This window comes from Nocardiopsis alkaliphila YIM 80379, from assembly GCF_000341005.1.
In the GTDB taxonomy this organism is placed as follows: domain Bacteria; phylum Actinomycetota; class Actinomycetes; order Streptosporangiales; family Streptosporangiaceae; genus Nocardiopsis; species Nocardiopsis alkaliphila.
Genome location: NZ_ANBD01000144.1, coordinates 36,920 through 62,019, shown reverse-complemented (window position 1 = coordinate 62,019; position 25,100 = coordinate 36,920). Strand labels below are relative to the sequence as shown.

Here is a 25,100-nt window from a genome sequence, read left to right as displayed (position 1 = left end):
GCGCCCCCCCGCCGGCCCCGCCTCGTACTCGATCCTGCTGCGCGCTCGCGATGTCTTGGCCCGAACCCGACCCGAGGACCGCGGCCTGGTCGAGGTCGAACTGTCAGCGCTGTTCGCCGAGGAGTCTGCGATCGCCGACGGGATGGTCGAGGTGTGGGCCGACGACGTTCGGGTCGAATTGGAGGATCAGGACGCCGAACGTCTGCGCCGCGTCGTCGACCTGCGCAAGGATCGGGCGCTGTGGGAGGCCGAGCACGAGGCCGACGTGGTGCGTGCGACCCTGCGTGGGGCCCCGGCCCCGGCGGCCTCCTCAAGGCGGCCATCGAGCCCCGGTGCGGACATCGGCGAGGAACTGTCCGGCCAGATCATCGAGCACGTCCATGAAACCGTCATGACCGGCCCCGGCAGCGGGGTCGATGATGAGGGATACGAGAGCTACTGGTGGCCCGCCGAGCATGAGGACGACGAGGAGGCCGCGCGCCAGGACGTTCAGGTGGCCATCCTGCGCGGGCTGATCGATTCGGTCGAGGAGGGGCAGGAGCGCACCGCGTTCGTTCGTGAACAGGTGCGCCTGCTGGAGGCGAAAGGGTTCGGGTACGTGGCCGAACGGATCCAGGCCGCCTACCCCGAACACTGAGCCGCGTGTTCGGTCGGGACGCGAGAACGGAGCCTTTCCATGGGCCTGGGACCCGGCCCCCTCAGGTGCTCGCTGACGTTGGGCGTACCGGCGGACCTCGACGAGGAAGGTGGAGCCGGCCTCCGCCCTACCCGAGGTCACCGGGGTAGGGCGGAGGGACTCGGGTGGGCTCTTCAGCACACCTGTCGGTCGATCCTCAGCGGGTCGTCGTGCGCAGGCGTTCGACGGCCGAGGCCACCAGCTCCCCACGTGTCAGCTCTCGGTGGTCCAAGGGCAGCATCTCTCGGAGGGATTCCTCGAGGTCTTCGCTCTTCAAGTGCGCCTGAAGGACGTCCCGCCAGGTACGGGGTTTGATCGCGAAGGACAAGTGCAAGGAGACCTCTTCCGTCGCGGTGCCGGCGTGCGGGTGTCCCCTGGGGATGTACAACGTCTCGCCGGAGCGGAGCACCGTCTCCAGCACGGGCTCGAACTCCGGCCTGCTGTCTCCGCTCGGCACAAGGGGCCAGACCGTCTCGGGGAGTCCCACTCTCCACGCCTTGGATCCGTGAATCTGGCACAGTAGCCCACTGGCCAGGTCGAAATGCGGCCTGACCCCCGCGTTTCCCGCCGGAGTCAGGAAAGCCGCGCAGTACACCCCGAACCCGAGCTCCTCCTCCAGCCCGCAGGCGAGCGCATCCACTTCGGGGACCAGTAGGCGCAGCTCCTCGAAGATGACCGTCGCCCCTTGTTCGTAGGCGTTGAGGAGCGCGCGCCCATTGGCGATGGGCTCTCGACCGGGGCCGGGGCGGCCCCGGGGCGTCGCGAATTCCTCCTGAGGGACCGGCTCGCCATCACGGAACAGACGAAAGGAGGAAACGGGCAGTCCAGGGGCCCTGAGCAGTGAGAAGGCGCGTTCGAGGTCGAACGCCTCACCCACGGTCGTGTCCGCTGCGGTCACGACGGATTCGAGTTCCCAGTGCTTGAGGAAGGTTTCGGTGTCTCCCACCAACCGACTCAGCACCTCGTTTCGTGCGCTGGGCGAAGGCTGGTTCGTGCTCGTGGTCCTCATGTGGTCTCCATGGTCGGTAGCGAGTTCGACACCGCGTCGATCTCGCTGTCCCTCAGCACGGCCAGACGGGGTTCGTCGGCCACCGATCGCAGGGGCGGCATGCCCGTTTTGGTGCGGACGAACGCGTATCCGCTGTCGGAGGCGATCCTTCGGGCTTCGTCGACCGCACCTGAATCCGGGTCGAGACGTCCCAATGCCATGAGAGCCGTGAACAGTTCGGCCTCGTCCTCGATGTCGTGGCAGAGGGTGATGACCGAACGCAGGAATCGACAGGCCTCACCCACGCGGTCGTGACCGGCCAAGACCTCGGCACCGGCCCGCAACACCGTCACCAGGTCGGCGTCGCCGGGACGAGAGGTGAGGAGTTCGAGGCGTTCGACGAGGGAACCGGAGCGGTTCGGGTCGACCATCGTCGCGTGCACCTCGATGGCGGCGTCCGCCAGGGAGGTGGTGTTCCTTCCGGAAAAGGAAGGGACGGTGCGACCATCGCGCAGAGCGAGCAGAGCAGCGGCCTCACGTAGGTGGGGCGGCTTTTCGTCCAGGTCGTGCCACCGTCGGACGTGTTCGGCCAACAGGTCGACTCGCCCGGCCCGCGCGTGGGCCTTTGCCGTCTCCACCACGTGGGTGTTGGTCACGAAGGCTCTGCCCTCGGTGGAACCGAGGATGAGATCGCACTCCTCGTGCGTCAGACCCCAGGCCTGATCCAACCACCCGTCGAACACCCCGGCCCGGTGGAGGGCCTCGGGAGAGGGGAAATGGGCGCGAGCCTCCTCGCAACGACCCTGGATGACGCGAAGACGACCGATGTTGATCCAGGGTTGGAGGACCCGGGGGAGTTCCCGTTGGGGCAGGGAACCGGAGCGGATGAGGGTGAGCAGGAGTTGCGCCTGTCGTCGGCAGGAACGTTCGCTTTCTTCCATGTCGCCCGCCATCGCCATGGCCAGGGCGCCACGGTTGGCCGCGCGACAGTAGGCCTGGGTGTCGAAGGGGCGGTGCCCGGAGGTCGCCTCCCGGATCTGCCGGGCGCACACCTGGGCACGTTTCCACAGCGATACCTTGGCCGGCCGGTTCTCCGGGGAAAGGAAGCGTAGGGGAAGGTCGTCATGGCTCGTGGGCATACGCGATCACCTGCTCTTCTCCGCGGCCACGGACTTTCTTTTGCTCAGAGCGGCTCGATGCATCCGGGGCGGCGCCGTCCAGAAGGCGTCGGTGGGGAGGTGGCCATCTCGGGAACGGACGTCGGCCCTCGCCGGTACCGGAAGTGTTTCGAAAACGTCCCCCTCCACACTGACCAGGCGGTTGTCGTAGGAGAAGACGCCAGGCACACCACGGGAGGCGAGTTCTCCGGGGGCGTCGAACCCACGGTCGCTGTTGACGTTGAATAGGAGGGTGGGCCGGGTGTCGGAGGAACGAATGATGAGCCACTCACCGCTGTGCGAGGTACGGATCGTCTCCGGAACCACGTTCAGCTCCTTGCGGTAGATCCGGGTCGGTGGATCCGTCTCCAAACGGTCGAAGCAGGCCACGTCCGGGCTGTCCGTGGAGACGCTCCATATCCCCCCGAGAACCTCGTCGTAACAGGAGACGAACAGCTCTTTGTCGGACGCGATTCGGAAGGTGGTGATCCGCCCCGTCCTCGGATCGACCTTGTGTGTCGTTCCGTCCGTCAGTAGGCACAGGACGTTGCGTCGACGACGCTGCCAGGCCAGCAGTAGCGGAGGGGCCTGAAGCGGTTGGGAGAACAAGGTCTTGGCCCCCTCGAACAGCTCCAGTGAGGTCTTCGTGGCCGCGGCGATGGCCGTGCCATCATCACGCGGATACTCGAGTAGGAGCGCGCCAGGGTCGACCGTGCCCTTCTCCTCGGAGCCGGTCTCCGGGGACCAGACGTGAAGGCTGCGACCCTCCTGGATCAGAAACCGTCCTGTTCCGGCGCCGGCGTGGACTGCGTCCCCCCACCCGGCGTCGATGACCTCCTCAAAGCCCTCGTTCATCAGGTTCAGGACTTGGACGGAACCGGAGGCCGTGGTCCAGGCACACCAGGTACTGTCGACGTCGACGGCCACCTGAGCGGATCGGGAAACCTTCATCGCGCCCTCCCGATGCCGGCCGCCGTGGTGATGGTGGGCCCGATCCACACCTTCTGTGGTGGGCATGGGCGCTGACCCTCCTGGATCCGGACCAGCGGACAGTGCGCACCCTGGCAGGAGGGGCGGAAGAAGCAGGAATGGCAGCCGGAGTCCTTGGCGTCGTCATTGTCGACCCACAGGCTCATCAGCTCGTCGTTCAGTCCAAGGTCCCCGTCCTCGGAGAGCAGACCCACCGCGTTGCGCGGATCCCTCAAAGCGACGGTGCACTTGTTGATGAGGCCGTTGGGGCGGATCACGAAGGACCAGGGAGAGGCCGCGTAACAGACCGAGCCGTTCGGTTTGAGGAACACGTCGTCGGCCAGACGCAGACCGGAGTCGGCGGCGCTCGAACACAGGTCGAGTTTGGTGAGCTCGGCCTGCTTGCCGGAGTAGGCCTCCGAATCCTCGCCCTGAGGGCCGCCCCAGTCTCCGACCGGACGGTAGATGACGCGGAAGCGCGGGTCATCGGCGTACAGCTCGCTGAGCTGGTCGATCAGCTCGGGCACGTGGACGCTATTGGCCTCGGTGAAGTTGGTGCGGATGAGCGCCTTGAACGCGGTGTCCGTTCGGGACATCGATGTCAGGTTGGCGACGATGTCGTCGAAGGTCTTTCCGCCACCCATGAGGTGCCGGGAGGAGTCGTGGGTGTGCGCCGGGCCGTCCAAGGTGATCTGGTAGTGACTGATTCCGAGTTCGGCGCAGCGGGCGGCCACCTCGGGTGTGAGCAGGAGTCCGTTGGTGGTGATTCCGGCGCTGTAGTCGATACCTTCCTCAGCGCAGAATTCCAGGAAGTAGGTGCTGAGCTCCTCGATGACGTCGAAGGCCACCAAGGGCTCTCCACCGAACCAGGAGACGGTCAACTTATCGATGTCATGGTCGCGCCGGTACTTCCTGACCAGGGCCTTGACCCCTTCCCGGACCTGCGTGAGCATGCGCCCGAGGGCGAAATCCTCGTAACAGTAGGTGCAGCGGAAGTTGCACGCCTCTGTCGGCATGATGATCAATTCGAGGCGGTCGGTGCGGTTCTTGCGGCGGTCGCGAAGTTCGTCGGCGTCGGCCAGCTCATCACGCTCGGTGCTCACTAGAAAACCCTTGTCGACCAGAGTGTCGAACAAGCGCAGTTCATTCTCTGCGGCGTGCTCGGTGCGGTTCAGCACACGCTTGCGGTTATGGAGCAGGGAGTGCACACGTTCGCTGACCGGGGGGCGGACCTTGAAGACACTCCCGCGCATGGAGTTGTAGAGGACGACGGCGTCCTCCTCGGTCCTGGTCATGACGTTGAACCGGGAAGGGCGGAAGGTATTGACGGCGGTGTCGGACATGCGGATTCCTCTGCGCAGAGAGACGAAAAGGGCGGCCCCGTGGGGAACCGGGATCATCCGATTCATCGCCACGGGGCCTTGAATACTTCTCCGCGGCCACCGGGACCGAGGTGGGTTCGGCCTACTTAGCAGCCGAAGTCGATGACCGAGACCTCGTCGCCGATGGTGGACTCGGTGATGATCTCTTCGAATTCCTGCATGGGAACCATTCCTTTCGGGATGCTCAATGGGTTCAAGTTTTCCGGAAACCCAGCCCTGCGTGGAGCGTGTTTTCCAGTGTGGACTGGGGTTCGATGTTCGCGAACGTGAGTAATGCTAGGCCCGCTTATTTTCTTCTGTCAACACGAGGGGGGAGATTTTTCCGGATTTTGCTTTCGGGGGTTTTTATTCCATCAGAAATAGCCGGAGGGGGTCCTCCGGTTGATGGGAAAAAGTGGGGCGAGCCTGCTCGGGTGGCTGGTCCTCGTCTTATTTATTCTTGTTTCTTATTGTGTTTATCCGATTACACTCCAAATGGCGAAGTGGTGTTCTCGATGGTTCTACGGGCTCCCCGGACCCACGACGCGGGCGCGCAGGGCGCGACGATCGGCCTTGTCGGTTCGTGTCCGAGGCATCTCGTTGATGAGGCGGATCTGGCGAGGCCTGAAACGAACGGCCAGTTGGTCGTTGAGGGCCGCGCGCATCTGTTCGAGGGCCTCTTCCTCTCGGCCTGGTTCCACCACGGCGAAGGCCACGAGACGATCCCCCCTGGCCTTGCCGGTCGGTACTCCTACCACGACCGCCTCGATCACCCGAGTGCAGGAGGTCAGGACGTCTTCGACGAATCGTGGGGGGAAGGTCTCACCGTGAACGACCAAGGACTCCTTGATTCGGCCTTCGATGACGAGGTGCCCGTCGTCGGTGAGTGATCCGCGATCACCGGTGCGTAACCATCCGTCCTCGGTGAAGGTCTCGGCGTTGGCGGCCGGCTCGTCCAGGTAGCCGTCCATGAGGCCGGGACCGTGCAGGTGCACCTCACCGGTGCGTGAGTCGATCCGGGCCGAGGACCCCTTGATGAGGGGGCCCACCGTTCCATACCGCCAATCGTGGGGAACCGACTGTGTGACCCAAGCGACCGTCTCCGAGAGGCCGTATCCGTCATGGATCGGTCCCCCCACCACCTCCACGTAGTCATGCACCAAGGAGACGGGGAGCATGTCCCCGCCACATCCGCGAAACCTGAGGGCGGACAGTGCCGATACCAGAGCCGGGTTCCCCTTCGCCGCGGCCAAGAGGCCGGCGTACATCGAACCCACACCATCAAGGGTGCTGTACGCACCCGTGGACAGTCTTTCGATCACCCGCTCCATGCTCAGCCGTGATTCGACGTGCATCTCGAACCCGTGTGAGAGCCAGTACTGGACCAGACCCCAACCGTAGGAGTTGAGCAACGACATGGGCACCAGCATGCGGTCCTGTCCACTCACCCCCGCGTGGGCGGCGACGTCGGTCCGGTGGTAGTCCATCGCCCCGCGCGACAACTCCACGGCCTTGGGCTCACCGCTACTCCCCGAGGTGTAGAGGATGGTGTGCGTCGTATCGGAGAAATCGGGACGGTCGGTGCCGGGTACCTCCCTGGACACGGGACCACCCGCGTCGCCGGGGGTGATCACGGCGACCACTCGTCGTGTGGAGGTCAGGGAGCGCCAGCGCTCCGCCTGGCAGAGGACGGGGGTGCCGATCTCTTCGGCGACGAGGGCCGTGACCACCGCCGGGTAAGGGTCGTCACGGCCCAGGATCACGCCCTTCCCGGGCCCCGCGCCCAAGGCCACCAAGGCACGGGCGAGGTCGCGCACGTCCGCCTGGAGCCGGGATCGGGGTATTTCTTCACCGTCGATGAAGAGTTTTCCCATCGTGTCCTTCACCTTTCACGACGAGCCGACAGGAGCACTGCTGAGGCGGGCAGGCCCACCCTCGGGCACGTTCAACCCTCGAGCACGAGCGTCCGGCGCGAGCACCGTGGTTCGGAAGTGTTCCTTGGTCAAGCGTTCGAACAGGTTGCCTGGTCCGATCACGTGAACCTCGCCCACACCAAGGCCCAAGAGCCGGTCCACGACCAGGGGGAAGTCGACCCGGGTGACGCAGTCGTCCTGGATCAGCGTCCGCAATTCCTCCGCCGAACGCAGCACCGCACCGTCCGAACCACGGACGAAGCCCACGTCGGCGGTGGTGAACCGGAAGGTCGCGGTGGCCATTGTCAGACGCTCGCGCAGTGGATGGTTGGCGGTGCTGTGTTCGGCCTGGGGGAAGGAAAGGACCGAGACTCCGCCCTGGGCACGGACCTCGCGTTCCAACAGGGGAAGGTGTTCGGCCGAAACATTGAGCAGGTGGATCTCTTCGCTGAAGTGCCCCGCCACCTCGGCCCAACCACCGACGGATTCGACCAGTGCGCACAATTCGGCCAACCGGGCGCGATCGACCCGGTACATGAAATGGGACGCGGTTCCGTGCTCGCGTGAGTTCCACTCGTTCTCACAGGTGGCCACTCTTTGACCGAGGCGCATCATGTCCTCGAACGAGAGCGCGCCCACATAGTGCAACGCCGGCAGGTGCCCGATGCTCGCCGCCGCGCAGTAAGCGGCCTCGCCTTCCTCCGCTTTGACTCGATCGGCCAGAGCGATACAGGTGACCAGATAGGCCTGCCTCGCCTCAGGGGAGTAGGATTCCGAGGTTCGGCTGAATTTCGGAAGGATGCGGGTGCCGAGTACCTCCTCGGCTTCCTCCAGGCGGGCCCGGGCGAACGGGTCCGTCTGGAGGAATTCACCGATCTTGGCATGCAGAGGCGGCACCGTGCCGCCGAAGAGAACAGCTTTCATATACCGCTCTCCGATCCTTGGAGGAAAGAGGAGGCCTGGTCGAAGCGGACCACCTCGGCTTTCTTCGCCAGGGACATGAAGCGGAAGGATTTGGCGATGAAGTGGCCAGGGCCGACCACGACGAACCGATCGGTCCCCATCTCCATGAGGTTTTCGATTCCTTTCGCCCAGTAGACGGTCCGGGTGTATTGGGTGATGATCGCCTCCCGTACTTCCTCCGCCGTGGACAAAGAAGTGGAGCGCATGTTGCAGATCAGTGGCACCCGCGGATCGACCACACGAGATGCTTCGGCCCATTCAGCGCCGAAACGGCGCTCGGCCTCCGCCAACATGGGCGAGTGCCCGGGAGGGCCGTGCGGGATCCGCACGCCGACGCCTCCTCTGGCCGCGGCGAACTCATTGATGGAGGTCAGGGCCGTGCCCTCACCCGAGACCACCATCTGGTCATCACCGGTGACGGCGCACGGGGCCACCTCCAGCCCCTGTTCGGTCAACTCGTCGATCTTGGAGTGGATGGCCGCCAGGTCGACGCAGTAGCAGAAGGTGCTTCCGTAGTCCCGCCCCGCGAACACCTCGTCCTCGATGGTGGCCATCGTGCGTACGGTCCGTACCGCGTCGGCGAAATCGAGGGCTCCAGCGGCCGCCGCCGCGGTGATCTGTCCCAGGCTCAACCCCGCGACGTACTCCACGTTCTCACGGTGTTCTGCGGGAAGTGACTCGTACAGGGCGATGGCGAGCGCCACCGACATGGGTCTGATCAGCGGACCCTGGTTGACCAGGTCGGCGTCCGCGGAGTGGAAGGCCTCCGTCAGATCGACGTCGATCGCGCAGGAGGCGTCCTTCAGGAGTCGCGGGACCAGAGGTAGCGTCTCGAAGAGGTCTCGATAGTCCCCGGGCCTCATCGCCACTTGCGGGTTGAAGAGAATCGCCGTCCCAGAGCTCATCGGGTCTTCGCCATCCCTCGGATCACGGAGGTCAGACCGCCGTCCACGACCATCGTCTGCCCGGTCATGTAGCTGGAGGAGTCACCGGCCAAGAAGACGATGGCCTCGGCGATCTCCTCGGGTTCGGCCGGCCGTTGCAAGGGGATGCGCTCGTTGATGATGACCTCCTTCTGCTCGATCGGGAATTGCTGGATCATCCCCGTGTCGTCGGAATAGCCGGGGGCCACGGCGTTGACCCGGACCCCGTGCATGGCGAACTCGGCGGAAAGGGAGGCAGTGAGTCCGGACAGTCCGGCCTTACTGGCGCAGTAAGCGCTCAGCCCGCCCTTGCCGACCAGACCGAGGATGGACGAAACGTTCACGATCGCTCCGGAGCGCTGGAGCATCATCGGAAGGGAACAGGCCTTGATGCAGTGGTAGGCGCCGACCAGGTTCGTCTGGATGACGTCGGTCCAGCCTTCGGTGGAGTCGGTCGAGACGATCGTGCCGGCCGTGCAGATGCCCGCGTTGTTGACCAGGACGTCGATCCGCTTGTGTTCGCGGGTGATCCTCTGTACGGCCTGGGAGACCGACTCGTAGTCGCGCACGTCGATGTTGAGCGCGATGGCGGTGCCGCCCGCGCCGCGGATCTCCTCGACGGTCTTGTTCGCCACCTCGGCACGGGACAGATAGCCGACCGCCACGGTAGCCCCGCGCTCGGCGAGCCGCAGGGCTACCGCACGGCCGATGCCGCTACCGCCACCGGTGACCAGAGCGACCTTCGATTCGAGTTCCAATGTTGACTCACTCTCCCAATGTGTAAGATCTCTTGATGGCGTCTAGCCAATGGTTCTGCATATAGTCGCTAAGAAGTGCTCGTGCCTCGGCTTTGTCCGAAGCGGGGATCGTGTCCCCGTAGAAACCGTCGCCGGTCATTCCCGAGGCGTCCGCACTGTAGTACTCTTCGCGCAGATATGATGTGACGATCGCGTCATGATATTCACCATCGAGGAAGAAGTAGTCGCGCAGAATTCCTTCGATGACCATTCCGGATTTGATCAACATCCGGATGACCCGGACGTTGAAGGAGGCCGTCACGAATTCAACCCGATGGGCGTTGTGGGCGTGGAACAGTTCATGGACCAGTAGCCAGGAGGCCTCCCCGCCGCAGCCCGAGTCCCACAGTTCGCTGTCACCGATGACCCCACCGACGGTGTAGCTGCCCGGATACTTGCGCTGACGCCACTGCACCAGGCCGACCGGCACACCGTCGTGTGTCCTGACCATGGCGAACTTCTCGGGGCCCTTCTCGACGGCCGCGCGTATGTCGGTGGTACTGGTGAACCCCGCGGTGCCGCCGGTGCTCAGGGCACCGACCACACCGCGGCGAAACCACTGTGCCACCAACGGGTACTCGTCCTCCTCGATCGCGGAGACGGTGACGAGCGCGCCCTTCATCGGGAGTCCGCCGTGGTGGAACCCGCCTCGCGCTCACTGAGGAAGTTCGCGATGGAGCCGGCCGTACGGAAGGTCTCCGTGGCGATCTCGGAGACGTCCAGGTCGTAACGGCTGCGGAGCTCGGCGAGAAAGCGCAGAACGTCCATCGAGTCGATCCCGTAGTCACACTGAGGGCCGAACAACTCCTCGTCCGTGGTGATGGATCCGGGGTCGGTGTCGAGTTCGAACAACTCGACATAGATCTTCTTGACTTCGCCTTCAAAAGCGGAACCGGAGGCCATGTATTGCTCCAATCAACGTAGATGATGTCGAAATTATTGTGTACTATGGCCGCGCCATGGAAAGTGAATAGACCACAGCGGGAGCCCATAATGATGGAGACCATCGATACGGAAGACATCCTCAACGTCATTCGGAAGTCGATTGACGACGAGAATGCGATGCTCCGCAGAGATGATTTTTTGGAGGATGTGGGCGTGGATTCGATCGCGGGATTCGAGATCCGTCTACTGGTCAAAGAACGGTGGGGGGTGGAGTTGTCGGAGGAGGCCTTCGACGATCTGTACAGGGTGGGCGACCTCGTCGACCTGGTGAGGGGTCAGGCCGCCGGTTCCTGTTGACGAAGACACATGCTTCCCCAAAGGAAACCGGCCCCGATCACGGAGATGAGGACATGCTCTCCCGGACGGGGCCGGTCGACCTCTCGGAGTCGTCTCAACACCGTGAAGATGGTCGCCGCGCCGGTGTTACCGAGTGTCTCGATGGTGGTCGTCGCCTTTTCCCGTTTCTGGCCCAACATGTCCATGAGACGCTCCACCAGGTTCTTGTTGGCCTGGTGGAAAACGTAGTGATCGACCTCGTCCGCGGTGAGGGAGACCAGCTTCAACGCCTCCTCCACGCTCGGAGGGAGCCGGGTCAGTACCTGTTCCCACACCTCGGGGCCGTTCATCTTCAAGTACTGGCGCCCGGTGCCGACTACCTCCGGTCCGAACGGTTCGCGTGTGCCTCCGGCGGGAACCTCCACCCCGTACGACAATGCTCCGCCCAGGCTCCAGGAGAGGACACCGGCGCCCTCCTCGACCGGTCCCAAGACGGCGGCCCCTGCCGCATCGCCGAAGAACACCCGGGTGCTCCGGTCCATGGGGTCGGTGATTCGGGACAGAGCCTCCGCCCCGATCACCAATACGCGCCGGAAGTGAGCGTTCTGAAGCAGGTGCACCCCGGTCCAGATGCCGTACAGACCACCGGAACAGGCCGCCTGGTTGAGATCGAGCGCCACCGCTTGAGGGGCGCCCAGGCGCTCGGCCACCGTCAATGCGGTGGAGGGGAGCAATTGGTCGAAGGTGAAGGTCGCGATGATGATGGCGTTGAGTTCTCGGGCCTGTGTGCCCGACTCCTCCAGGGCCTGCCTGGCCGCCTGTACGCACATGTCGGTGGTGTTCTCCCCTTCGGGGAGGAACCTGCGTTCTCGGATTCCCGTGCGAGCGACGATCCACTCGTCGGTGGTATCGAGATGCCGGGTGAGCTCCTCGTTGGTGACCACCTCCGAGGGAGCGTACGCCCCCACACCCAAGATCCCGACGGGAACCTTGTTGGAGAGCGTGTCGCCTGACATGGATGGCGCTGGTGATAGGGGCGGCGATGAACTCATGGGACATCCTTCGCGCTGGGGGGAGTTTGCTGGGGGGGCTCTCCCGTCGGGGCGACGGCGGCCCGGGGGAGGCTGGACAGGCGTCGTGTGCTCGGCAGGAGCGTGATCAACAGTGCGACGCCGAGCATGAGCATGGCGAAGCCGAAGAACAGGGGCATGGTCCCCGAGTACTGCAGTCCGAAGCCGGCGATCAGGGGGCCGAGTGGGGCCGCGATCCCGGTGATGAAGGTGCAGGTACTGGCGACACGTGCCTGGAGACGGTCCGGTGTGGTGAGCAACTGGTAGGTGGCCAAGATGATGGACAGTAGCGGTGCCATGGCCACGGCCATGGCGAGGGGGAACAACACGGTCCAGTGGTCGATGAGGGAGCCGGTGGCCAGGACCATCACGGGAAGGAGCCACAGCACGGCCAGGAGGATGGCCCTGGGCGAGAAACGCCGTAGCAGGGTGGAGGCGCAGAGTGCTCCGGCGATCCCCCCCATGGCCGCGACCCCGAACACGGTGCCGATCTGGCCGGTACCGACACCGGCCTCATTGCCCGCCATCACGATGGTGAGCATGACACCGCTGATGACCAGGTTCGGTGGCACACAACCGATGAGGAGTACGCGCACCGCGGGGTTGGCGCGGATCCATGAGAACGCCTCCGTCCATCCCCGAGGCCGGGGACCCCCTCGGGGGGGCGCGGTCTCGCGCTCGTTCTGAAGACGTTCCTTGACGAACACCAACCCGAGCGCGGCCCCCGCCTGCCCCAAGGCGACCACGCCGATGGGAAGGGCACGAGAGAGCAACATCAACCAGCCGCCCACCACGGGACCGATCATGGAGATGATCTGGTTGCGCGCTTCGTGTTGTCCGACGGCCTGTGACAGCTGGGAGGGGTGAACGATGTGACGCAACGCGGCTCGTTCGGCGAACCGATAGGCCTCGTTGCCCAGTACGTCCACCAAGGCCACGCACATCACCAGCCAGAGCAACCAAGAGGTGCCGGTGAACAACCCGAAACACAACAGTCCCATGCCCAGGGCCCGTGTCCCCTGGGCCACGAGCATGACTCCACGCCGATCGAACCGGTCGGCCAAGGCGCCACCGGGTAGCCGGGCGGCGATCGCCGCCACCCCCAAGCCGAAGGTCAACGTTCCGATGAGCGCGGGGCTCGCCCCCTCGTCCATGAGGACGATCGGGTAGAGCACGGCTCCGACACCGGGCCCCAACTGCGCCGCGAACTGCCCACCCCACAAGATCTTGAAGGAGGTGTTGCGCCACAGCGGCGTGGGTGTGACCGCCTCATGTTCGATCACGAAGCGCCTCCGCGGGTGGTACGTCCCCGGCTCTTCTCGAGGTGAGCAGTGAGACAACGGTGGAGAAGACCAGGGTGACACCGATGATCCCCACGAGCACGGTGGAGGGGACCACGTAGGTCACTCCGGGCAGATCGACACGGAGGGAGTCGACGAGGCCGGGGGAGACCACGAAAGACAATCCCACACCCAACGCGATCCCGCTCACGGTGACCAGCAAGGACTCGATGAGGAACAGGCGGCGCACCCCGCTCCGCTGCATTCCGACCGCCCTGAGGACTCCGATCTGGTTTCGGCGTTCGGTGATCGAGCGAATGCTGACCACGCCCAGGGCCGCGCAACCCACCACCAGGCCGAACCCCATGAAGGCCATGAGCAACCACTGCACCACGCCGTTGGAGTCGGCCCGGAAGGCCACCTCCTCACCCAATGGGGTGGTGGTGACGGAGTGCTCCATCAGGGCGCGTTGGGCGGCGAGTTCGAGTTCGTCGATCTCGTCCCTGTCCTTCGCGGTGAGGAACCACGCCGTGGCGGGGGAGTCCTCGCCCGTCACCTTCGACAATCCCTGGGTGGAGGTGATGACGTCTCCGAGGTACTCCGCGCTGCGGTCCACCACGCCGATCACACGCAGTGTGGTCGTTTTCTCGCCATCGGGGTCCTCCACCTTCAACCGGAGGTTGTTCGGCAGGCTCTCGTCCAGGACGTCGACACCCTCGAGTTCCAAGTCACTTCCGCCACCGACGAAGGCGGCCGAGTCGCTCGGGACCGCGGAGCCCGACACGACCGCGGTGTTCGGGGAACGCCGCAATTCGTCCCAGACCTCCTCGGAGGAGTCGAAACCGGGGGCTCGCAGATACACGGGGTAGCGATTGCTCAGGAGGTAGTCCTCGTCCACTCCCCAGACCCGGACCTCCTCGGCCTCGGAGTCGGCGTCCACCTGGCTCGCCAGGGTGGTCACCTCCGCGTAGCCGCCCAGACGCGCTACCTCGGCGTTATCGATACGTTCGCTCTCGTCGAGGATTCGGCGCAGCTCGGGCGGGGAGCCTTCCCCGGCGACCCATTCGGCCCGTACGTCGAAGCCTCCCGTGACCGATCGGTGATCGGAATAGATCTCGTTGACCGCCGCGGTCACGAAGCCGCTGAGGGTGATGGTGAGGACCACGATGCTCAGCATCGCGATGGTCATTCCGGCCTGGACCCGGTTACGGATCGAGTAGGCCACGGAGATGGGCACGACCGACGCCATCGCGGGAAGGGGACCCAACACTCGACGCAGCAGCCGCTGCACCAGATCGCTGTTGACCACGAACAGCCACACGCCGGCCGCGACCAACGACATCCCGGCCAGGAAGAAGAGGGTGATACCGGATCCGGTGTCACCGAACAGATCCCCGGGCAAAGACCACAGGGCGATGATCCCCACCGCTCCCAGCGAGTGGGCCAGACGCGCCGGTACGCGAAGCCGGGGCAGGATCGCGCCCAAGGAACCGAACACGAGGGTGAGCCCGGTCAGGGTTTCCAGGGCGGTACCCTCCTGGAACCCCAAGGCGGTGGACGCGGCCCCGAGCAACAACAGTAGTGACCACAACGGCAGGGTCCAGCGTCGACGCTTCGTGGGTTCCTCGGCGCCGCGCAAGGCCGCGACGATGTGGACCTTGGAGGCGCGCAGGGCGGCGACGGTGAAGATCACCGCGATCACTCCGACCCCGATGAGGTAGGCGGTGGCCATGGCCGCGGGATCGAAGCCGAATTCCAACGGAGGCGGGGGCAACGCGGGATCGGTGACACGGTCGCTCAGGATCTTGGAGGCGCCCAGTCCCGCGACCCACCCCGCCAGGGTTCCGATGACCGAGGCCAGGATCGCATATCCCAGGCCTTCGATGACCAGGATGAGGGCGAGCCTGCCGCGCTTCATCCCCATGGCTCGGGAGACACCGAACTCCTGTCGGCGCTCACCGGCCAGCATCGTCACGACCAGGACGATGAGGAGGACTCCCGCCACCATCGATAGCTGGCTGAAGAGCAAGAACATGGTGGCCAGCTCGTTGGTGAGCCGGTCGGCGCTTTCGTAGGCGGAGGCGCGAAGGGCCTCGCTCTCCCAGCCGCCGGAGGTGGCCAGGCCGGAGAGTTCGGTGTTGACCGGGTCGTCGTCCTCGCCCCAGGTCACCTCCTCGCCGTAGGAGAGGGTGATGATGTTGACCTGGCCGGACAGGTCGGAGATCTCCTGGAGCACGCCCAAGGGGACCACGGCCGCGGACGGCGGAGCCAGGGGAGCCCCGGAGTCGTACACGTTGATAACGCGCATTCGGCGGTCGGCCACGGTGAGGAGGTCACCTCGGTCGGCCTGTAGTTCCTCGGCCGCCGTTCGGCTCAGCACGATGTCGTCGCGGCTCAGATCGTGGGTGACGGGTTCTCCCTGCTCGTCCATGAGCTCGACCGAGTCGTCACCGGGAACACCGATCACGGTCATTCCGGGATCGCCGCGATCGGTGCGCTCGTGCTCCACCGGCAAGCGGAGTCTCAGGAGTGAGGAGACCTCGGTCTGCGGGGTCTCAAGGGCGTTCTCGACGGAGCGAACGTCCGCCTGATCGAGGACGGGCGGGCCCTCATCCTGTTCGTCACGTTCATCACCCCCGGCTTCGGAGTCCGCGCCCTCGCCCGGGGTGACGACCGCGTCGACCTTTCCCAAGTCCGCGGTCTGCTGGGCGCGCATCGCGTGGTGGAGCGCGGACTCCAGGCTGAAGGAGGCGGAGAAGAGGAGCGCCGCCAAGGACAGGCCCATCACCACGAGCAGGGTCTGCGCGGGCCGTCGCGTGACGTTGCGCGTGGCGATGCGTACGCTCAGACGTCCTCGTGCGGTAAGGGCCGGCAGCGCGAGCAGCGCCAGCGGTGCCAGGACCGCGATGACCAGTATGGTTTCCTCGTTCATCTAGCGCTCTCCCGCAGTGGCCTCGTCGGGAGTGTTCGTGGCCGTGTCTTCGGTGTCCGTTCGGTCGACGACACGGTCGATGAGTCCGTCGAGCATGTGGATCTCCCGGTCGCCGTAGGCGGCGACACCCGGGTCGTGGGTCACCATGATCATGGTGAGTCCATCTCCGTGGAGCTCTCGCAAAAGCCCCAATACCTCCTCCGTGGAGGTCGAGTCCAACGCACCCGTGGGCTCATCCGCCCACACGATGGCGGGTTCGTGCACGATTCCGCGAGCGATCGCGACCCTCTGTTGCTGGCCGCCGCTCAACTGGGCCGGCAGGTGGTCGGCACGATCGGCCAGACCGACGCGGTCCAACGCGGCACGTGCCTTGCGCCGGGCGGGACCTGGGCGGACTCCGCCGAGCAGCAGCGGCATCTCCGCGTTCTCCACCGCGGACAGGACGGGGATGAGGTTGTAGCCCTGAAAGACGAAGCCCATCTTGCGCGCGCGCCAGGCGGTCCTTTTGCGCTCGGACATGGCGTGGATGTCCTCACCCTCGACGAGCACGCTCCCCGAGTCGATCCGGTCGAGGCCGGAGAGACAGTTCAGCAGGGTGGACTTACCACAGCCGGAGGGCCCCATGACCGAAACCCACTCGCCCGCGGAAACCGTGAGCGACGTTCCCCTCAACACGGGGACGGAAACCTGGGAATCCCCATAAGTCTTTTTTATATTGTTCGCGAGTACGACGGCCTGGGTCACGGCTCTCCTAGATGTATCGACATACGCCTATAGCTGACACACGATCACTCCCGAGAGCGTTCCCGTGGATCGGATTGGATGAGACCCGTGTCTTTCGGTGCAATACCAAAGCAGGGCTCCGGTCGGGTTGTCAATGCCGGTCGGGGATTATTTCCAGGAGATCCGGTGGTCGGTGCAGTGGGATCTTCTCGCGGGCGATCAAACCATAGGTCAATCTCTGGTCACAAGTGAAGAAGTCCCACCGGTTCTTCATGATCGAGCTTTGGTATGCGTTGTGAACTGCGGTTATCGTGATGTGGTTCGTTCAAGGCGGACTAGATCGGTGAGTGGTTCGCGGGGTTGCTCCAAAGTTGGGATCGCGGGTCATCAGTGCTGGTCAGAGCCCTTTTTGTGCAAGCTTCGCTCTGGAAGATCCGGCCTCGCCGCGCCTACGGTCCCTGATGCCCTTGGGCTGTTGTGCTTAGGTCACCTCGCCTGATGTCGTTCTGTGGTGACGTATGAGGAGTTCGCCCCTCCATCGAATGCAATAGGACTCCCGTGACCAGCAAGAATGTCACCTCTCACCAAGAATGAAGCGGCTCTGGTCGGCTTGAGGTCTTTGGTCGTTAACGTCGGGTTCCGATTTTGGAAACGCAGGGGTTCGGGTTTCGGATGGGATGGACTCTTAAGGTTCATTTAAGGAATACATTCAGTGTTCGATTGAATCCAAAGAGCAATCGCTGGTGTGCGCGAAAGAACCCGGACCGACCCTGTTCGAAGATCAGGGTCTGAAAAGGAGAATGCCTCATGAGGTGAGGGCATGGGGCATGGTCGGAGATGGTCGATGTCCGCTCTTGTCTCGACCGTTTCCGGTGTGTCTTCCTGGGGGCGGCTAGGGCGTGGGGGTAGCGGGTTCGCCTATGGCGTGGTGCGACCGCGGCTCCGGGGTCATGATCGCGACCCGAGAGGCTCTGGCGCACCTTCAAAGGGGCAGGGGGCCGTGTCCCGTGCCCGTGACGGGTGTAAGGGCTCTCGCTCGTACCCCTGGGGGAAGGGTGGTGGTCGGCGCTCGCGAAGGGCCACCGGCGGGTGTCCGATGTGGTGCCTGGCTGAAGGGGTGTGTCCTTGCTCGGGGGTGCGGGGGCTCGAGGTGCCTGCGTGGTGGAGCGCTGGATGGCATGAGCACGGAGTAGGGGGACCCTGGGGGAGGGACGAGGCTACTTCGGTCATGCGGGTACACCTTCCAGAACCTATTCGATACGAACGTATCAGCTTCGGGCGAAGTATGCCAGAATGTGGCCCGTGCCAAAGGTTGTGAACAAGTTGGGCCGCCGTCGGCTGATCGCGGAGGCGTTACACCGGATCGCCGCCCGCGATGGACTCGAAGGTGTCAGTGTTCGTTCCGTGGCCGCCGAGGCCACGGTTTCCGCCGGTGCGGTGCAGCGGGAATTCGGTACGAAGGACAAGCTGTTGCGCTTCGCACTGCAGGTGAGCGTGGAAGAGGTCGTGGGGCAGTTCGGGAGGATCCGGGTCGGCCCTGGCCGCATGGCCTTCACCGACGCGCTGCACCAGGTGCTCGTGGATCTTCTTCCCACCGACGAGCGTCGCTTGGCTCGGGCTCGGATCTGGACCGCCTTCTATGCGCGTGCCGCGGTGGACGCAGCCTTCTCGGACACCATCGCGGAACTGAACGTCCGGACGCGGTCCAGTCTCATCGCTCTCTTGGACTACGCGCGTCGGCAAGGCGAACTCGCCCCCGAGGTCGATGTCGAGAAGGTATCGGAGCTCTTGTTGGTATTGATCGACGGGCTGTGGATGGCCGGCGCCAGACTCCCCGAGGAGGCCGAGCTGGACGGGCCGATGGCCGCCATCGAGTCGCTGCTCACGCTCCTTCGTGCGTCGCCCGCCCCCAAGGAGTCGGGCGCCGGGGCGTCCGTGCGTCGCTGACCCCGTATCCGAGGCTCCCACGGCGGATCTGAAACCCGACCTTCGCTCATGAGCGAAGGTGTGTCCCCACGCCTTGAACTCTTCTCGAACGTGCGTACATCGAAGAAGAAGTCACTCCGTTGGTGATTGAACTCTCAACTGTCTAGCGAATATCTTCCCAGGAAGGTATGTTGTGAGCAGATGAGTGGCGCGATGACGTGTCACACCGATCTCGTGGAAGGGAACCGGTCATGGCCGACAACGTGACGACTCAGCACGACACCGACATCACGCGCGTGCTCAACCCGCACACCGGGATGGACGCGGTCACCCTGCACGTGGGCGACCTCGAACTGATGAGCTCCTACTACTCCCAGGCCCTCGCGCTCGAACCTGTCGAGGAGCGTGCGCACGGCCGCCAGGTCCACCGGGTCCTCGGTCGCGGAACCACCCCGATGGTCCGGCTCATCTCCACCCCGGACCTGCCCGCCGTGGACCCACGCGAGGCCGGCCTGTTCCACACCGCCTTCCTCTTCGAGGACCGTCAGAGCCTGGCCGCCACCGTTTACCGCGCCGCCAAGGACAGCCGTAGTCGCTTCGTCGGATCCTCGGACCACCTCGTGAGTGAGGCCTTCTACTTCACCGACCCCGAGGGCAACGGCATCGAGCTCTACATCGACCGTGCGCGCTCGGAGTGGACCTACGCCCCGGATGGTGAGCTGCGCATGGCCACCGAGTACCTGGACCCCAACGCCTTCCTGCGTGAGCACCTGGACCAGGCCGCCGTGGACACCGCGCCCCGCCTACCCGGCAAGGTCGGCCACGTCCACCTCCAGGTCGGCGACATCGCCCAGGCCCAGGACTTCTACGTGGACACCCTGGGCTTCGAGACCACGGTGCGCAGCTACCCCGGCGCCCTGTTCGCCGCCGCCGGCGGATACCACCACCACGTCGCGATGAACACCTGGAACAGCAGGGGCGTGGGACCCCGCGCCTCGCGTTTGGGCCTGGGCGACGTGGCGGTGACCGTGCCCGCCCGTGAGGACCTGGACGCCCTGGTCGCCCGCCTCAAGGACAAGGGTGTGGGCTACGCGGACACCGGCCGGTCCGTATCGGCCAAGGACCCGTGGGGCACGCAGGTCACCGTGAGCCTTCCGGGTACCGGTGTGGAGGACCTCCTCAAGATCTGAGGCGAACGCCGACCCCGGTCGGGGGCGAGTCAGGACGGGCGTTCCCGCGCGGCGAGAATTCGGGCGATGCGGGAGTGGGCCATGAAACTCGCGTTCATCTGACGGGTGGAGTGGAAGTTGAGTACCACGTGGGCGTCCTGGTCCGGGTAGTAGAACATGTGCGTCGCCCAGAACCCGTTGTGTCCCACCGGCTCGGGCAGCCCCCGCATCAACGGTGGAAGGAACTCGCCGAACCTCAGGGTCATGGTGCCCGCGCCGTAGTGGATCCCGCGCCGGAAGCGACGGCGCGGCCGCGCCAGGTACTCCAAGTGGAACCGGGAGATGAGTCGACCGCCGTGCAGCGCCCGCTGAAAGTTCACCAGGTCCTCGGCGGTGCTGACGATGTTCCCGCCCGCCCAGTCGAGACTGACGCTGCGGGCCCTACTGAGTTCGCGACCGTCGATCCAGCACGGGGCGACATCGAGTTCGGCCAGGTCCTCGGGCTCGTCGTCGGGGTCGTAGGGCGTGGAAGCGTTCACCATTCCACCGGGGACGAAGATCCGTTCCCGCATAAGCGTGGAAAAGCGTTCCCCGGTGGCCTCCTCGGCGATCCGCCCCAACAGGACGTAGCCGGTATCGGCGTAGTGGAAGTGCTCTCCCGGCCGACCGACGGGCGGTAGAAGGCGCGCCTGGTCGAGGAGTTCGGCGGGACGCCAGAGGCGGTCGCGTTCGGTGGTGATGGTCCTGAACGAGGCGGCGGTCTCCGTGCCGCGTGGCGGTTCGAAGAAGTCGGGGACACCGCTGGTGTGCGTCAGCAAGTGCTCGACGGTCACGTCGGTGCCCACGTCCACACCGGAAGCGGCGGGCAGACCGGTGACGTCGCTCGCGGGCAACAGGGACCCGATCGGGTCGGTGAAGGAGAACCGACCCTGTTCCACGAGCGTGACGATGAGCGTGGCCGTCATGAGCTTGCCCACGCTGGCGGAGTGGAAGGGCCGGTCCAAGTCGCCGAAACCGAATTCGAGACCGGGCGCTTGGACGAGGACCTGGGGCGCGGGCATGTCGCCACGGCGGCGGGTGGCGCGTTCGAGCCAGGAGCGCAGACGTCGCACGTCGCGGTGTTCGAGTGCGGGGGAGGCCATGGGCGAGTCACCTCATCGAGGGGAGCGGAAACGTCCGGTTACTAATATGTCTATTAGACATGTCTTTGAGAGTCAATGTCCTAGGCTTCCCCCATGGCCCACGTGATCCTTGGACTGCTCCTGATCCGCCGGCAGTCCCTCTACGACCTCATCAAAGCGTTCGAGTCCGGTGTCTCGCTCTTCTACAGCGCCAGTTCGGGCAGCATCAAACGCGCCTTGGACGGCCTGCTCGCACGAGGCCTGATCGATGTCGCCCACGTCGAACCCGGGGCGCGCGGCCGGAAGGTGTACCGGGTCACCGACGCCGGCCGCGCCGAGTTCCGGACGTGGATGACCGGCGAACCGACCGGGGCCGACCCCGAAGCCGCCGCGCTACCCAGGCTGTACTTCCTCGGTCTGCTGGAGCCGCACGAACGCGTCCCGGTACTGCGCAGACTCACCGAACGCTTCGAGGAGGATCTGGCCCGGCTCACCGCGCTCGAGGAGAAGGTCGACGCCCAGGACGTCCCCGAGGAACAACGCGACCTCTACACCCACCAGCGCGCGACCCTCGACTACGGCATCGCCACCCACCGCTTCGCGATCGACTGGTTCCGCGCGCACGCCGACGAGCACGAGCGCCCCGATCACTGACCGCCGACTCTGGTGGAAACGGACGGACAGGAGCAGGATGGAGGCCATGCGAGCGCGGACGCCAGACGGGTTCATCCCCGAAGCCGGTACCCGGTGGGACCCCCGCTCGGCCCTGCCTCCACCCCTGCCGGGCCCGGCCCTGTTGCGCCAGACGTGGGTGGACGTGAGCTTCGTGCACTGGGCCGTGGACCCCGCCGCCGTGGCGCCGCTGCTGCCCGAGGGCACTCGACCGGACACCCTCCACGGCCGCACCTACGTGGGGCTGGTCGCGTTCGGCGTGCCGAGCACCCTGGCACTGAACGCGATCCCCGTGGGCGCGTTCGGAGAGGTGAACGTGCGCTTGTACTCGGTCGACGAACACGGCCGGCGCGGGGTGGTGTTCTTGACGATGGACACCGACGCCGCGCACGTCGTAGCGGCGGCTCGCTCCCTGACCGGGCTCTCCTACACCTGGGCCGACGTGGCCCTGCGTCAAGGCCCCGACGGGCGACGCGCCGGGGCGGTCCGGCGCCGCTTCCCCGGCACCGCCCAAGGGTCGTGGTCGTTGCGCGTCACCGAGCCGATCAGCGAACCGAACGATCTGGAGCGGTTCGTCACCGCGCGCTGGGGCCTGCACACCCGCCACCTGGGACGTACGTGGTGGCTACGGGTCGGGCACCGCCCCTGGCCGCTGCATCGGGCCGAGCTGTCGCACGTGGACGGGAACCTGTTGCCGGTGGCGGGAATCGAACCGCTCGACGAACGCCCCGTCTCCGTCCTGTGGTCACCCGGAGTCTCCTGCCTTTTCACTCCGAGTCTGGTGTGAGCGCCCGTTCGTGCCGGCGCTCGTGAAATGTCGGTGCCCCCTGCTCTCCTGGGAGAAGGCCACCCCATCCGCGATCGGCCGGCAAGGAGCGAAGGTGATGAGCGGCGAGAACACGAGCGGGTTCTTTGAGACGGAGCGCACCGCGATGAAGGAGCGGGCCGCCGAGCTGAAGAAGGAAGCCGGGCGCGGTGGCCGTGGCGACAAGGCCGCCAGAGAGGAACGCGATCTTCTGGCCAAGATCGAGGCGATGGAACCCGCCGACCGCGCCTTGGCCGAACGCGTCCACGCCCTGGTCACCGCCACGGCCCCCGATCTGAAGCCGAAGCTGTGGTACGGGCAGCCGGCCTACGCCAGGAAGGACAAGGTCGTGTGCTTCTTCCGCAGCGGCCATGACGACAAGGAGCGCTACTCCACCTTCGGGTTCACGCCCGAGGCGGGCCTGGATGACCACGGAGGGCTGTGGGCGACCTCCTTCGCCGTGCGCGAGCTGAGCGAGGAGGCCGAGAAGACGATCGTCTCGCTGCTGGAAAGAGCCGTCGCCTGAAGACCGGACGCCGACCGAGCGGTGGTCACAGGGCCTGTCGAGGATCGGTGGGCACCGGGTGGTCCCCGAGGATCTGCGGATAGAGTCCCTCGGCCGCGCGCAGGGCCTCGGCCGCCCTGCGTTTGAGCGGATCGTCGGCGTCCACGTTCGTCAGGATCGCGTTCGCCCTGGTCACTCGCGGTACACCTTTCTCGCCGGCGCCCAACAGCATCTCCAGGTGCCCCAGGGAGACCAGCGCCCCGGCCAACCCGGGCCAGGTTCGGGGCGAGTCCCGATCGAGCAGGAGGTTGCGCACCGTCAAAGCCGCGTTCGCGTGCAGGAGGGTCTCCTCCAACAGCTCGGCGTCGGCCCGCTCCTCCTGCGCCGCCCGCACCGTGGCGTTGACCCGGGCCACGACCACGTCGTCCAGCGTCGAGGCGTAGTTGTCGGCGAGCTCGGGGGCCTCCCGGACCAGGGCCTCGAAGTCCTGGCCGGGAATGAACTGCTGGAGGAGGGCGAGCGCTTCGGCCCCCGCGCCGACGGCGTCGTCGAAACGGCCCAGTTCGGTGAGGACCTTGCCGCGCATCCGCAGCGCCATGGCGATCTTCAGGACGACCTCGCCCGACGCCTGGCTCGTGCCCAGGGACTCGGTGACTCGGCGGTACTCGGTGGCGGCCGCGTCGAAGAGGATCTCGGCCCGCGCGGATTCGCCCTGCCCGAAGTGGGTTTGGGCCCGGGCCATCAGCTGGTCGGCCCCGTCGTAGAAGTCCGGTGGCGTCGACGCGACCTCCGGGTCCTCCTTGGGCCGCCCCGCTTCCTCGGCCGGCGCGGACCCTGGCCCTCTCGGGGCCTTCGCCGACCCGGCCTTCTTCCTGCGTCCGCCGAACCAGCGAGCCACCCCGCCACCTCGCTTTCCGTGTTCTTCTCGTCCCGTGCCATCGGGGTCGGCGCGCGGCGCGAACCCGCCGCCACACCCTACGCCAGTGCCCTACGACGGCATGGACGGCCAGACCCCTCAGGCCGGCCAGTAGTGCGAATCGGGGCCGGTGGACTCGGCCGTGCGCGGTCCATCCCCATGGCCGGTCGACTCTCGGACGAAACGGTCGGTCAGCGGGGTACCGAGACCGTTGATGAGTGTCGCCAGATGGGCCGGTGCTTCGAGATGAGCCAGGTGACCTTGCCCGCCGAGTTCGTGCACCGTCGCATCGAACACATGGCGTGCGACGTCATCGAACGAGGTCCCGTACGGTGCCCGGCCCCGGTTGAGCTCGCCGATGATCAGGTCGACCCGTTCGGCTCCCGTCGCGAGCTCGGCGGGCTGGGGAGCCTCGTCGATCGCTACCGTTTCGGCATGGACCGGTCTGCCAAGGCGCCGCAATTCGCCCCATACCGAGTCATTGCCTCGCAGCGCCCCGACCGTGTCCTCGTCCATGCCGGCGATCCGGCCAAGTACGAGCTCGACGACGGCGTCGAAATCGGCGTCATCGTGCGCCCGCCGCAGTAGCGGTAGCGCGTGCGCCCCGAACGGGTGCATGACCGGTTCGTAAGCGATCACGTGCGGAACCGTTCGAGTGTTCGCCAGGTGCAGGGCGATCAGACCTCCATAACTCCAGCCGAAGAGCACCCGAACGTCGGAGAAGTCACGCAGAACCATCGCGACGTCGTCGAGTTCCGTTCGAAGGGAGTAGGTCGGGGCCAACGGTGCCGAAGGCCACCGGCCTCGACGGTTGACGATCGCGACCGTGCGCCACGCGCCGAGGTGTCGAGCCACGTCCGCCCAGGCGGCGGCATCGGCCATCACGCCGGGGACCATGATGAGCGCCGGCCCATCGGGATCACCGTAGATGTCCACGGTGATCCAACCGTCATCGACCTCGACACGTTTTTGAATCGTTCGCTCCACAACTCCATTATGGGGCGTTTGCTCTA

Annotated in this window: 23 protein-coding genes and 1 pseudogene; 7 read left to right on the top strand and 17 right to left on the bottom strand. The window is 65.6% G+C overall.

What is annotated here, in order from left to right; translation table 11 throughout:
• Positions 1-637: pseudogene (locus tag D472_RS0120190) on the top strand (hypothetical protein); the annotation flags it as partial.
• Positions 638-833: 196 nt separating this feature from the next.
• Here D472_RS0120190 and D472_RS0120185 read toward each other — a convergent pair.
• From D472_RS0120185 to D472_RS0120135, 10 genes are all read right to left on the bottom strand, one after another.
• Positions 834-1,685 (bottom strand): JmjC domain-containing protein, encoded by an 852-nt coding sequence (locus tag D472_RS0120185; protein WP_017606271.1) that lies wholly within the window; start codon positions 1,683-1,685, stop codon positions 834-836.
• Positions 1,682-2,803: a hypothetical protein gene (locus D472_RS0120180; protein WP_017606270.1), complete on the bottom strand. Its 1,122-nt coding sequence runs from the start codon at positions 2,801-2,803 to the stop codon at positions 1,682-1,684. The genes D472_RS0120185 and D472_RS0120180 overlap by 4 nt, the downstream gene beginning before the upstream one ends.
• 6 nt (positions 2,804-2,809) lie before the next feature.
• Entirely contained in the window at positions 2,810-3,772 is a 963-nt protein-coding gene (locus tag D472_RS0120175; RefSeq protein ID WP_152448017.1) for a hypothetical protein, read from the bottom strand.
• A complete protein-coding gene (locus tag D472_RS0120170) occupies positions 3,769-5,133 on the bottom strand; it encodes a radical SAM/SPASM domain-containing protein (RefSeq protein WP_033304312.1) in 1,365 nt (454 codons plus the stop codon). Before D472_RS0120170 ends, D472_RS0120175 begins: the two co-directional genes overlap by 4 nt.
• A gap of 539 nt (positions 5,134-5,672) precedes the next feature.
• Entirely contained in the window at positions 5,673-7,025 is a 1,353-nt protein-coding gene (locus tag D472_RS0120160; RefSeq protein WP_017606267.1) for a class I adenylate-forming enzyme family protein, read from the bottom strand.
• Between the two features lie 15 nt (positions 7,026-7,040).
• A complete protein-coding gene (locus tag D472_RS0120155; RefSeq protein ID WP_017606266.1) occupies positions 7,041-7,988 on the bottom strand; it encodes a hypothetical protein in 948 nt (315 codons plus the stop codon).
• The gene (locus D472_RS0120150) at positions 7,985-8,932 is read right to left on the bottom strand and encodes an ACP S-malonyltransferase (protein ID WP_033304310.1); all 948 of its coding nucleotides are present in this window, start codon (positions 8,930-8,932) and stop codon (positions 7,985-7,987) included. Before D472_RS0120150 ends, D472_RS0120155 begins: the two co-directional genes overlap by 4 nt.
• Positions 8,929-9,708 carry an SDR family NAD(P)-dependent oxidoreductase gene (locus tag D472_RS0120145; protein WP_017606264.1) on the bottom strand — a complete coding sequence of 260 codons (780 nt, stop codon included), beginning with the start codon at positions 9,706-9,708 and terminating at the stop codon, positions 8,929-8,931. The genes D472_RS0120150 and D472_RS0120145 overlap by 4 nt, the downstream gene beginning before the upstream one ends.
• Before the next feature lie 7 nt (positions 9,709-9,715).
• Positions 9,716-10,369, bottom strand: coding sequence for a GNAT family N-acetyltransferase (locus D472_RS0120140; protein WP_017606263.1), 654 nt, complete (start codon positions 10,367-10,369; stop codon positions 9,716-9,718).
• Positions 10,366-10,650 carry an acyl carrier protein gene (locus D472_RS0120135; protein ID WP_017606262.1) on the bottom strand — a complete coding sequence of 95 codons (285 nt, stop codon included), beginning with the start codon at positions 10,648-10,650 and terminating at the stop codon, positions 10,366-10,368. The genes D472_RS0120140 and D472_RS0120135 overlap by 4 nt, the downstream gene beginning before the upstream one ends.
• 90 nt (positions 10,651-10,740) lie before the next feature.
• Between D472_RS0120135 and D472_RS0120130 the strand changes: the two genes are divergently transcribed.
• Positions 10,741-10,989 carry an acyl carrier protein gene (locus D472_RS0120130; RefSeq protein WP_017606261.1) on the top strand — a complete coding sequence of 83 codons (249 nt, stop codon included), beginning with the start codon at positions 10,741-10,743 and terminating at the stop codon, positions 10,987-10,989.
• Here the strand turns inward: D472_RS0120130 and D472_RS0120125 are convergent.
• Genes D472_RS0120125 through D472_RS26085 form a run of 4 tightly spaced genes read right to left on the bottom strand, consistent with a single transcriptional unit; the run spans position 10,968 to position 16,925 of the window.
• Complete coding sequence (locus D472_RS0120125) at positions 10,968-11,984, bottom strand: 3-oxoacyl-ACP synthase III family protein (RefSeq protein ID WP_017606260.1); 1,017 nt, start codon at positions 11,982-11,984, stop codon at positions 10,968-10,970. The genes D472_RS0120130 and D472_RS0120125 overlap by 22 nt on opposite strands.
• Positions 11,985-12,016: 32 nt before the next feature.
• Positions 12,017-13,321: an MFS transporter gene (locus D472_RS0120120; RefSeq protein WP_017606259.1), complete on the bottom strand. Its 1,305-nt coding sequence runs from the start codon at positions 13,319-13,321 to the stop codon at positions 12,017-12,019.
• Positions 13,308-16,250: an ABC transporter permease gene (locus tag D472_RS0120115; protein WP_017606258.1), complete on the bottom strand. Its 2,943-nt coding sequence runs from the start codon at positions 16,248-16,250 to the stop codon at positions 13,308-13,310. The genes D472_RS0120120 and D472_RS0120115 overlap by 14 nt, the downstream gene beginning before the upstream one ends.
• Positions 16,251-16,925: an ABC transporter ATP-binding protein gene (locus D472_RS26085; RefSeq protein WP_017606257.1), complete on the bottom strand. Its 675-nt coding sequence runs from the start codon at positions 16,923-16,925 to the stop codon at positions 16,251-16,253.
• A 1,350-nt stretch (positions 16,926-18,275) separates the two neighbouring features.
• Here D472_RS26085 and D472_RS0120105 point away from each other — a divergent pair.
• On the top strand, positions 18,276-18,920 hold the full coding sequence (locus tag D472_RS0120105) for a TetR/AcrR family transcriptional regulator (protein ID WP_051046040.1): 645 nt from the start codon (positions 18,276-18,278) through the stop codon (positions 18,918-18,920).
• 230 nt (positions 18,921-19,150) lie between these two features.
• Complete coding sequence (locus D472_RS0120100; protein ID WP_017606255.1) at positions 19,151-20,089, top strand: VOC family protein; 939 nt, start codon at positions 19,151-19,153, stop codon at positions 20,087-20,089.
• Between the two features lie 29 nt (positions 20,090-20,118).
• Here D472_RS0120100 and D472_RS26080 read toward each other — a convergent pair whose 3' ends face one another.
• Positions 20,119-21,210: a serine hydrolase domain-containing protein gene (locus tag D472_RS26080; protein ID WP_017606254.1), complete on the bottom strand. Its 1,092-nt coding sequence runs from the start codon at positions 21,208-21,210 to the stop codon at positions 20,119-20,121.
• A gap of 93 nt (positions 21,211-21,303) precedes the next feature.
• On the opposite strand from D472_RS26080, the gene D472_RS0120090 reads away from it, so the two are divergent.
• The 3 genes from D472_RS0120090 to D472_RS0120080 all read left to right on the top strand — a co-directional run bounded on the left by D472_RS0120090 (position 21,304) and on the right by D472_RS0120080 (position 23,192).
• Positions 21,304-21,843: a PadR family transcriptional regulator gene (locus D472_RS0120090; RefSeq protein WP_017606253.1), complete on the top strand. Its 540-nt coding sequence runs from the start codon at positions 21,304-21,306 to the stop codon at positions 21,841-21,843.
• Positions 21,844-21,880: 37 nt separating this feature from the next.
• Positions 21,881-22,648 carry a DUF2071 domain-containing protein gene (locus D472_RS0120085; protein ID WP_017606252.1) on the top strand — a complete coding sequence of 256 codons (768 nt, stop codon included), beginning with the start codon at positions 21,881-21,883 and terminating at the stop codon, positions 22,646-22,648.
• 97 nt (positions 22,649-22,745) lie between these two features.
• Positions 22,746-23,192, top strand: coding sequence for a DUF1801 domain-containing protein (locus D472_RS0120080; RefSeq protein WP_017606251.1), 447 nt, complete (start codon positions 22,746-22,748; stop codon positions 23,190-23,192).
• A 25-nt stretch (positions 23,193-23,217) separates the two neighbouring features.
• On the opposite strand, the gene D472_RS0120075 is transcribed toward D472_RS0120080, so the two are convergent.
• Together D472_RS0120075 and D472_RS0120070 are read right to left on the bottom strand one after the other, a co-directional pair.
• The gene (locus D472_RS0120075) at positions 23,218-24,069 is read right to left on the bottom strand and encodes a tetratricopeptide repeat protein (RefSeq protein WP_017606250.1); all 852 of its coding nucleotides are present in this window, start codon (positions 24,067-24,069) and stop codon (positions 23,218-23,220) included.
• A 117-nt stretch (positions 24,070-24,186) separates the two neighbouring features.
• Positions 24,187-25,074, bottom strand: coding sequence for an alpha/beta fold hydrolase (locus D472_RS0120070; RefSeq protein ID WP_017606249.1), 888 nt, complete (start codon positions 25,072-25,074; stop codon positions 24,187-24,189).
• Between the last annotated feature and the right edge of the window lie 26 nt (positions 25,075-25,100).

Coding starts and splice junctions, on each gene's coding strand:
- D472_RS0120185 (WP_017606271.1), bottom strand. CDS start 1,685: ATGAGGACCACGAGCACGAACCAGCCTTCGCCCAGCGCACGAAACGAG.
- D472_RS0120180 (WP_017606270.1), bottom strand. CDS start 2,803: ATGCCCACGAGCCATGACGACCTTCCCCTACGCTTCCTTTCCCCGGAG.
- D472_RS0120175 (WP_152448017.1), bottom strand. CDS start 3,772: ATGAAGGTTTCCCGATCCGCTCAGGTGGCCGTCGACGTCGACAGTACC.
- D472_RS0120170 (WP_033304312.1), bottom strand. CDS start 5,133: ATGTCCGACACCGCCGTCAATACCTTCCGCCCTTCCCGGTTCAACGTC.
- D472_RS0120160 (WP_017606267.1), bottom strand. CDS start 7,025: ATGGGAAAACTCTTCATCGACGGTGAAGAAATACCCCGATCCCGGCTC.
- D472_RS0120155 (WP_017606266.1), bottom strand. CDS start 7,988: ATGAAAGCTGTTCTCTTCGGCGGCACGGTGCCGCCTCTGCATGCCAAG.
- D472_RS0120150 (WP_033304310.1), bottom strand. CDS start 8,932: ATGAGCTCTGGGACGGCGATTCTCTTCAACCCGCAAGTGGCGATGAGG.
- D472_RS0120140 (WP_017606263.1), bottom strand. CDS start 10,369: ATGAAGGGCGCGCTCGTCACCGTCTCCGCGATCGAGGAGGACGAGTAC.
- D472_RS0120135 (WP_017606262.1), bottom strand. CDS start 10,650: ATGGCCTCCGGTTCCGCTTTTGAAGGCGAAGTCAAGAAGATCTATGTC.
- D472_RS0120130 (WP_017606261.1), top strand. CDS start 10,741: ATGATGGAGACCATCGATACGGAAGACATCCTCAACGTCATTCGGAAG.
- D472_RS0120125 (WP_017606260.1), bottom strand. CDS start 11,984: ATGTCAGGCGACACGCTCTCCAACAAGGTTCCCGTCGGGATCTTGGGT.
- D472_RS0120115 (WP_017606258.1), bottom strand. CDS start 16,250: ATGAACGAGGAAACCATACTGGTCATCGCGGTCCTGGCACCGCTGGCG.
- D472_RS0120100 (WP_017606255.1), top strand. CDS start 19,151: ATGGCCGACAACGTGACGACTCAGCACGACACCGACATCACGCGCGTG.
- D472_RS26080 (WP_017606254.1), bottom strand. CDS start 21,210: ATGGCCTCCCCCGCACTCGAACACCGCGACGTGCGACGTCTGCGCTCC.
- D472_RS0120090 (WP_017606253.1), top strand. CDS start 21,304: ATGGCCCACGTGATCCTTGGACTGCTCCTGATCCGCCGGCAGTCCCTC.
- D472_RS0120085 (WP_017606252.1), top strand. CDS start 21,881: ATGGAGGCCATGCGAGCGCGGACGCCAGACGGGTTCATCCCCGAAGCC.
- D472_RS0120080 (WP_017606251.1), top strand. CDS start 22,746: ATGAGCGGCGAGAACACGAGCGGGTTCTTTGAGACGGAGCGCACCGCG.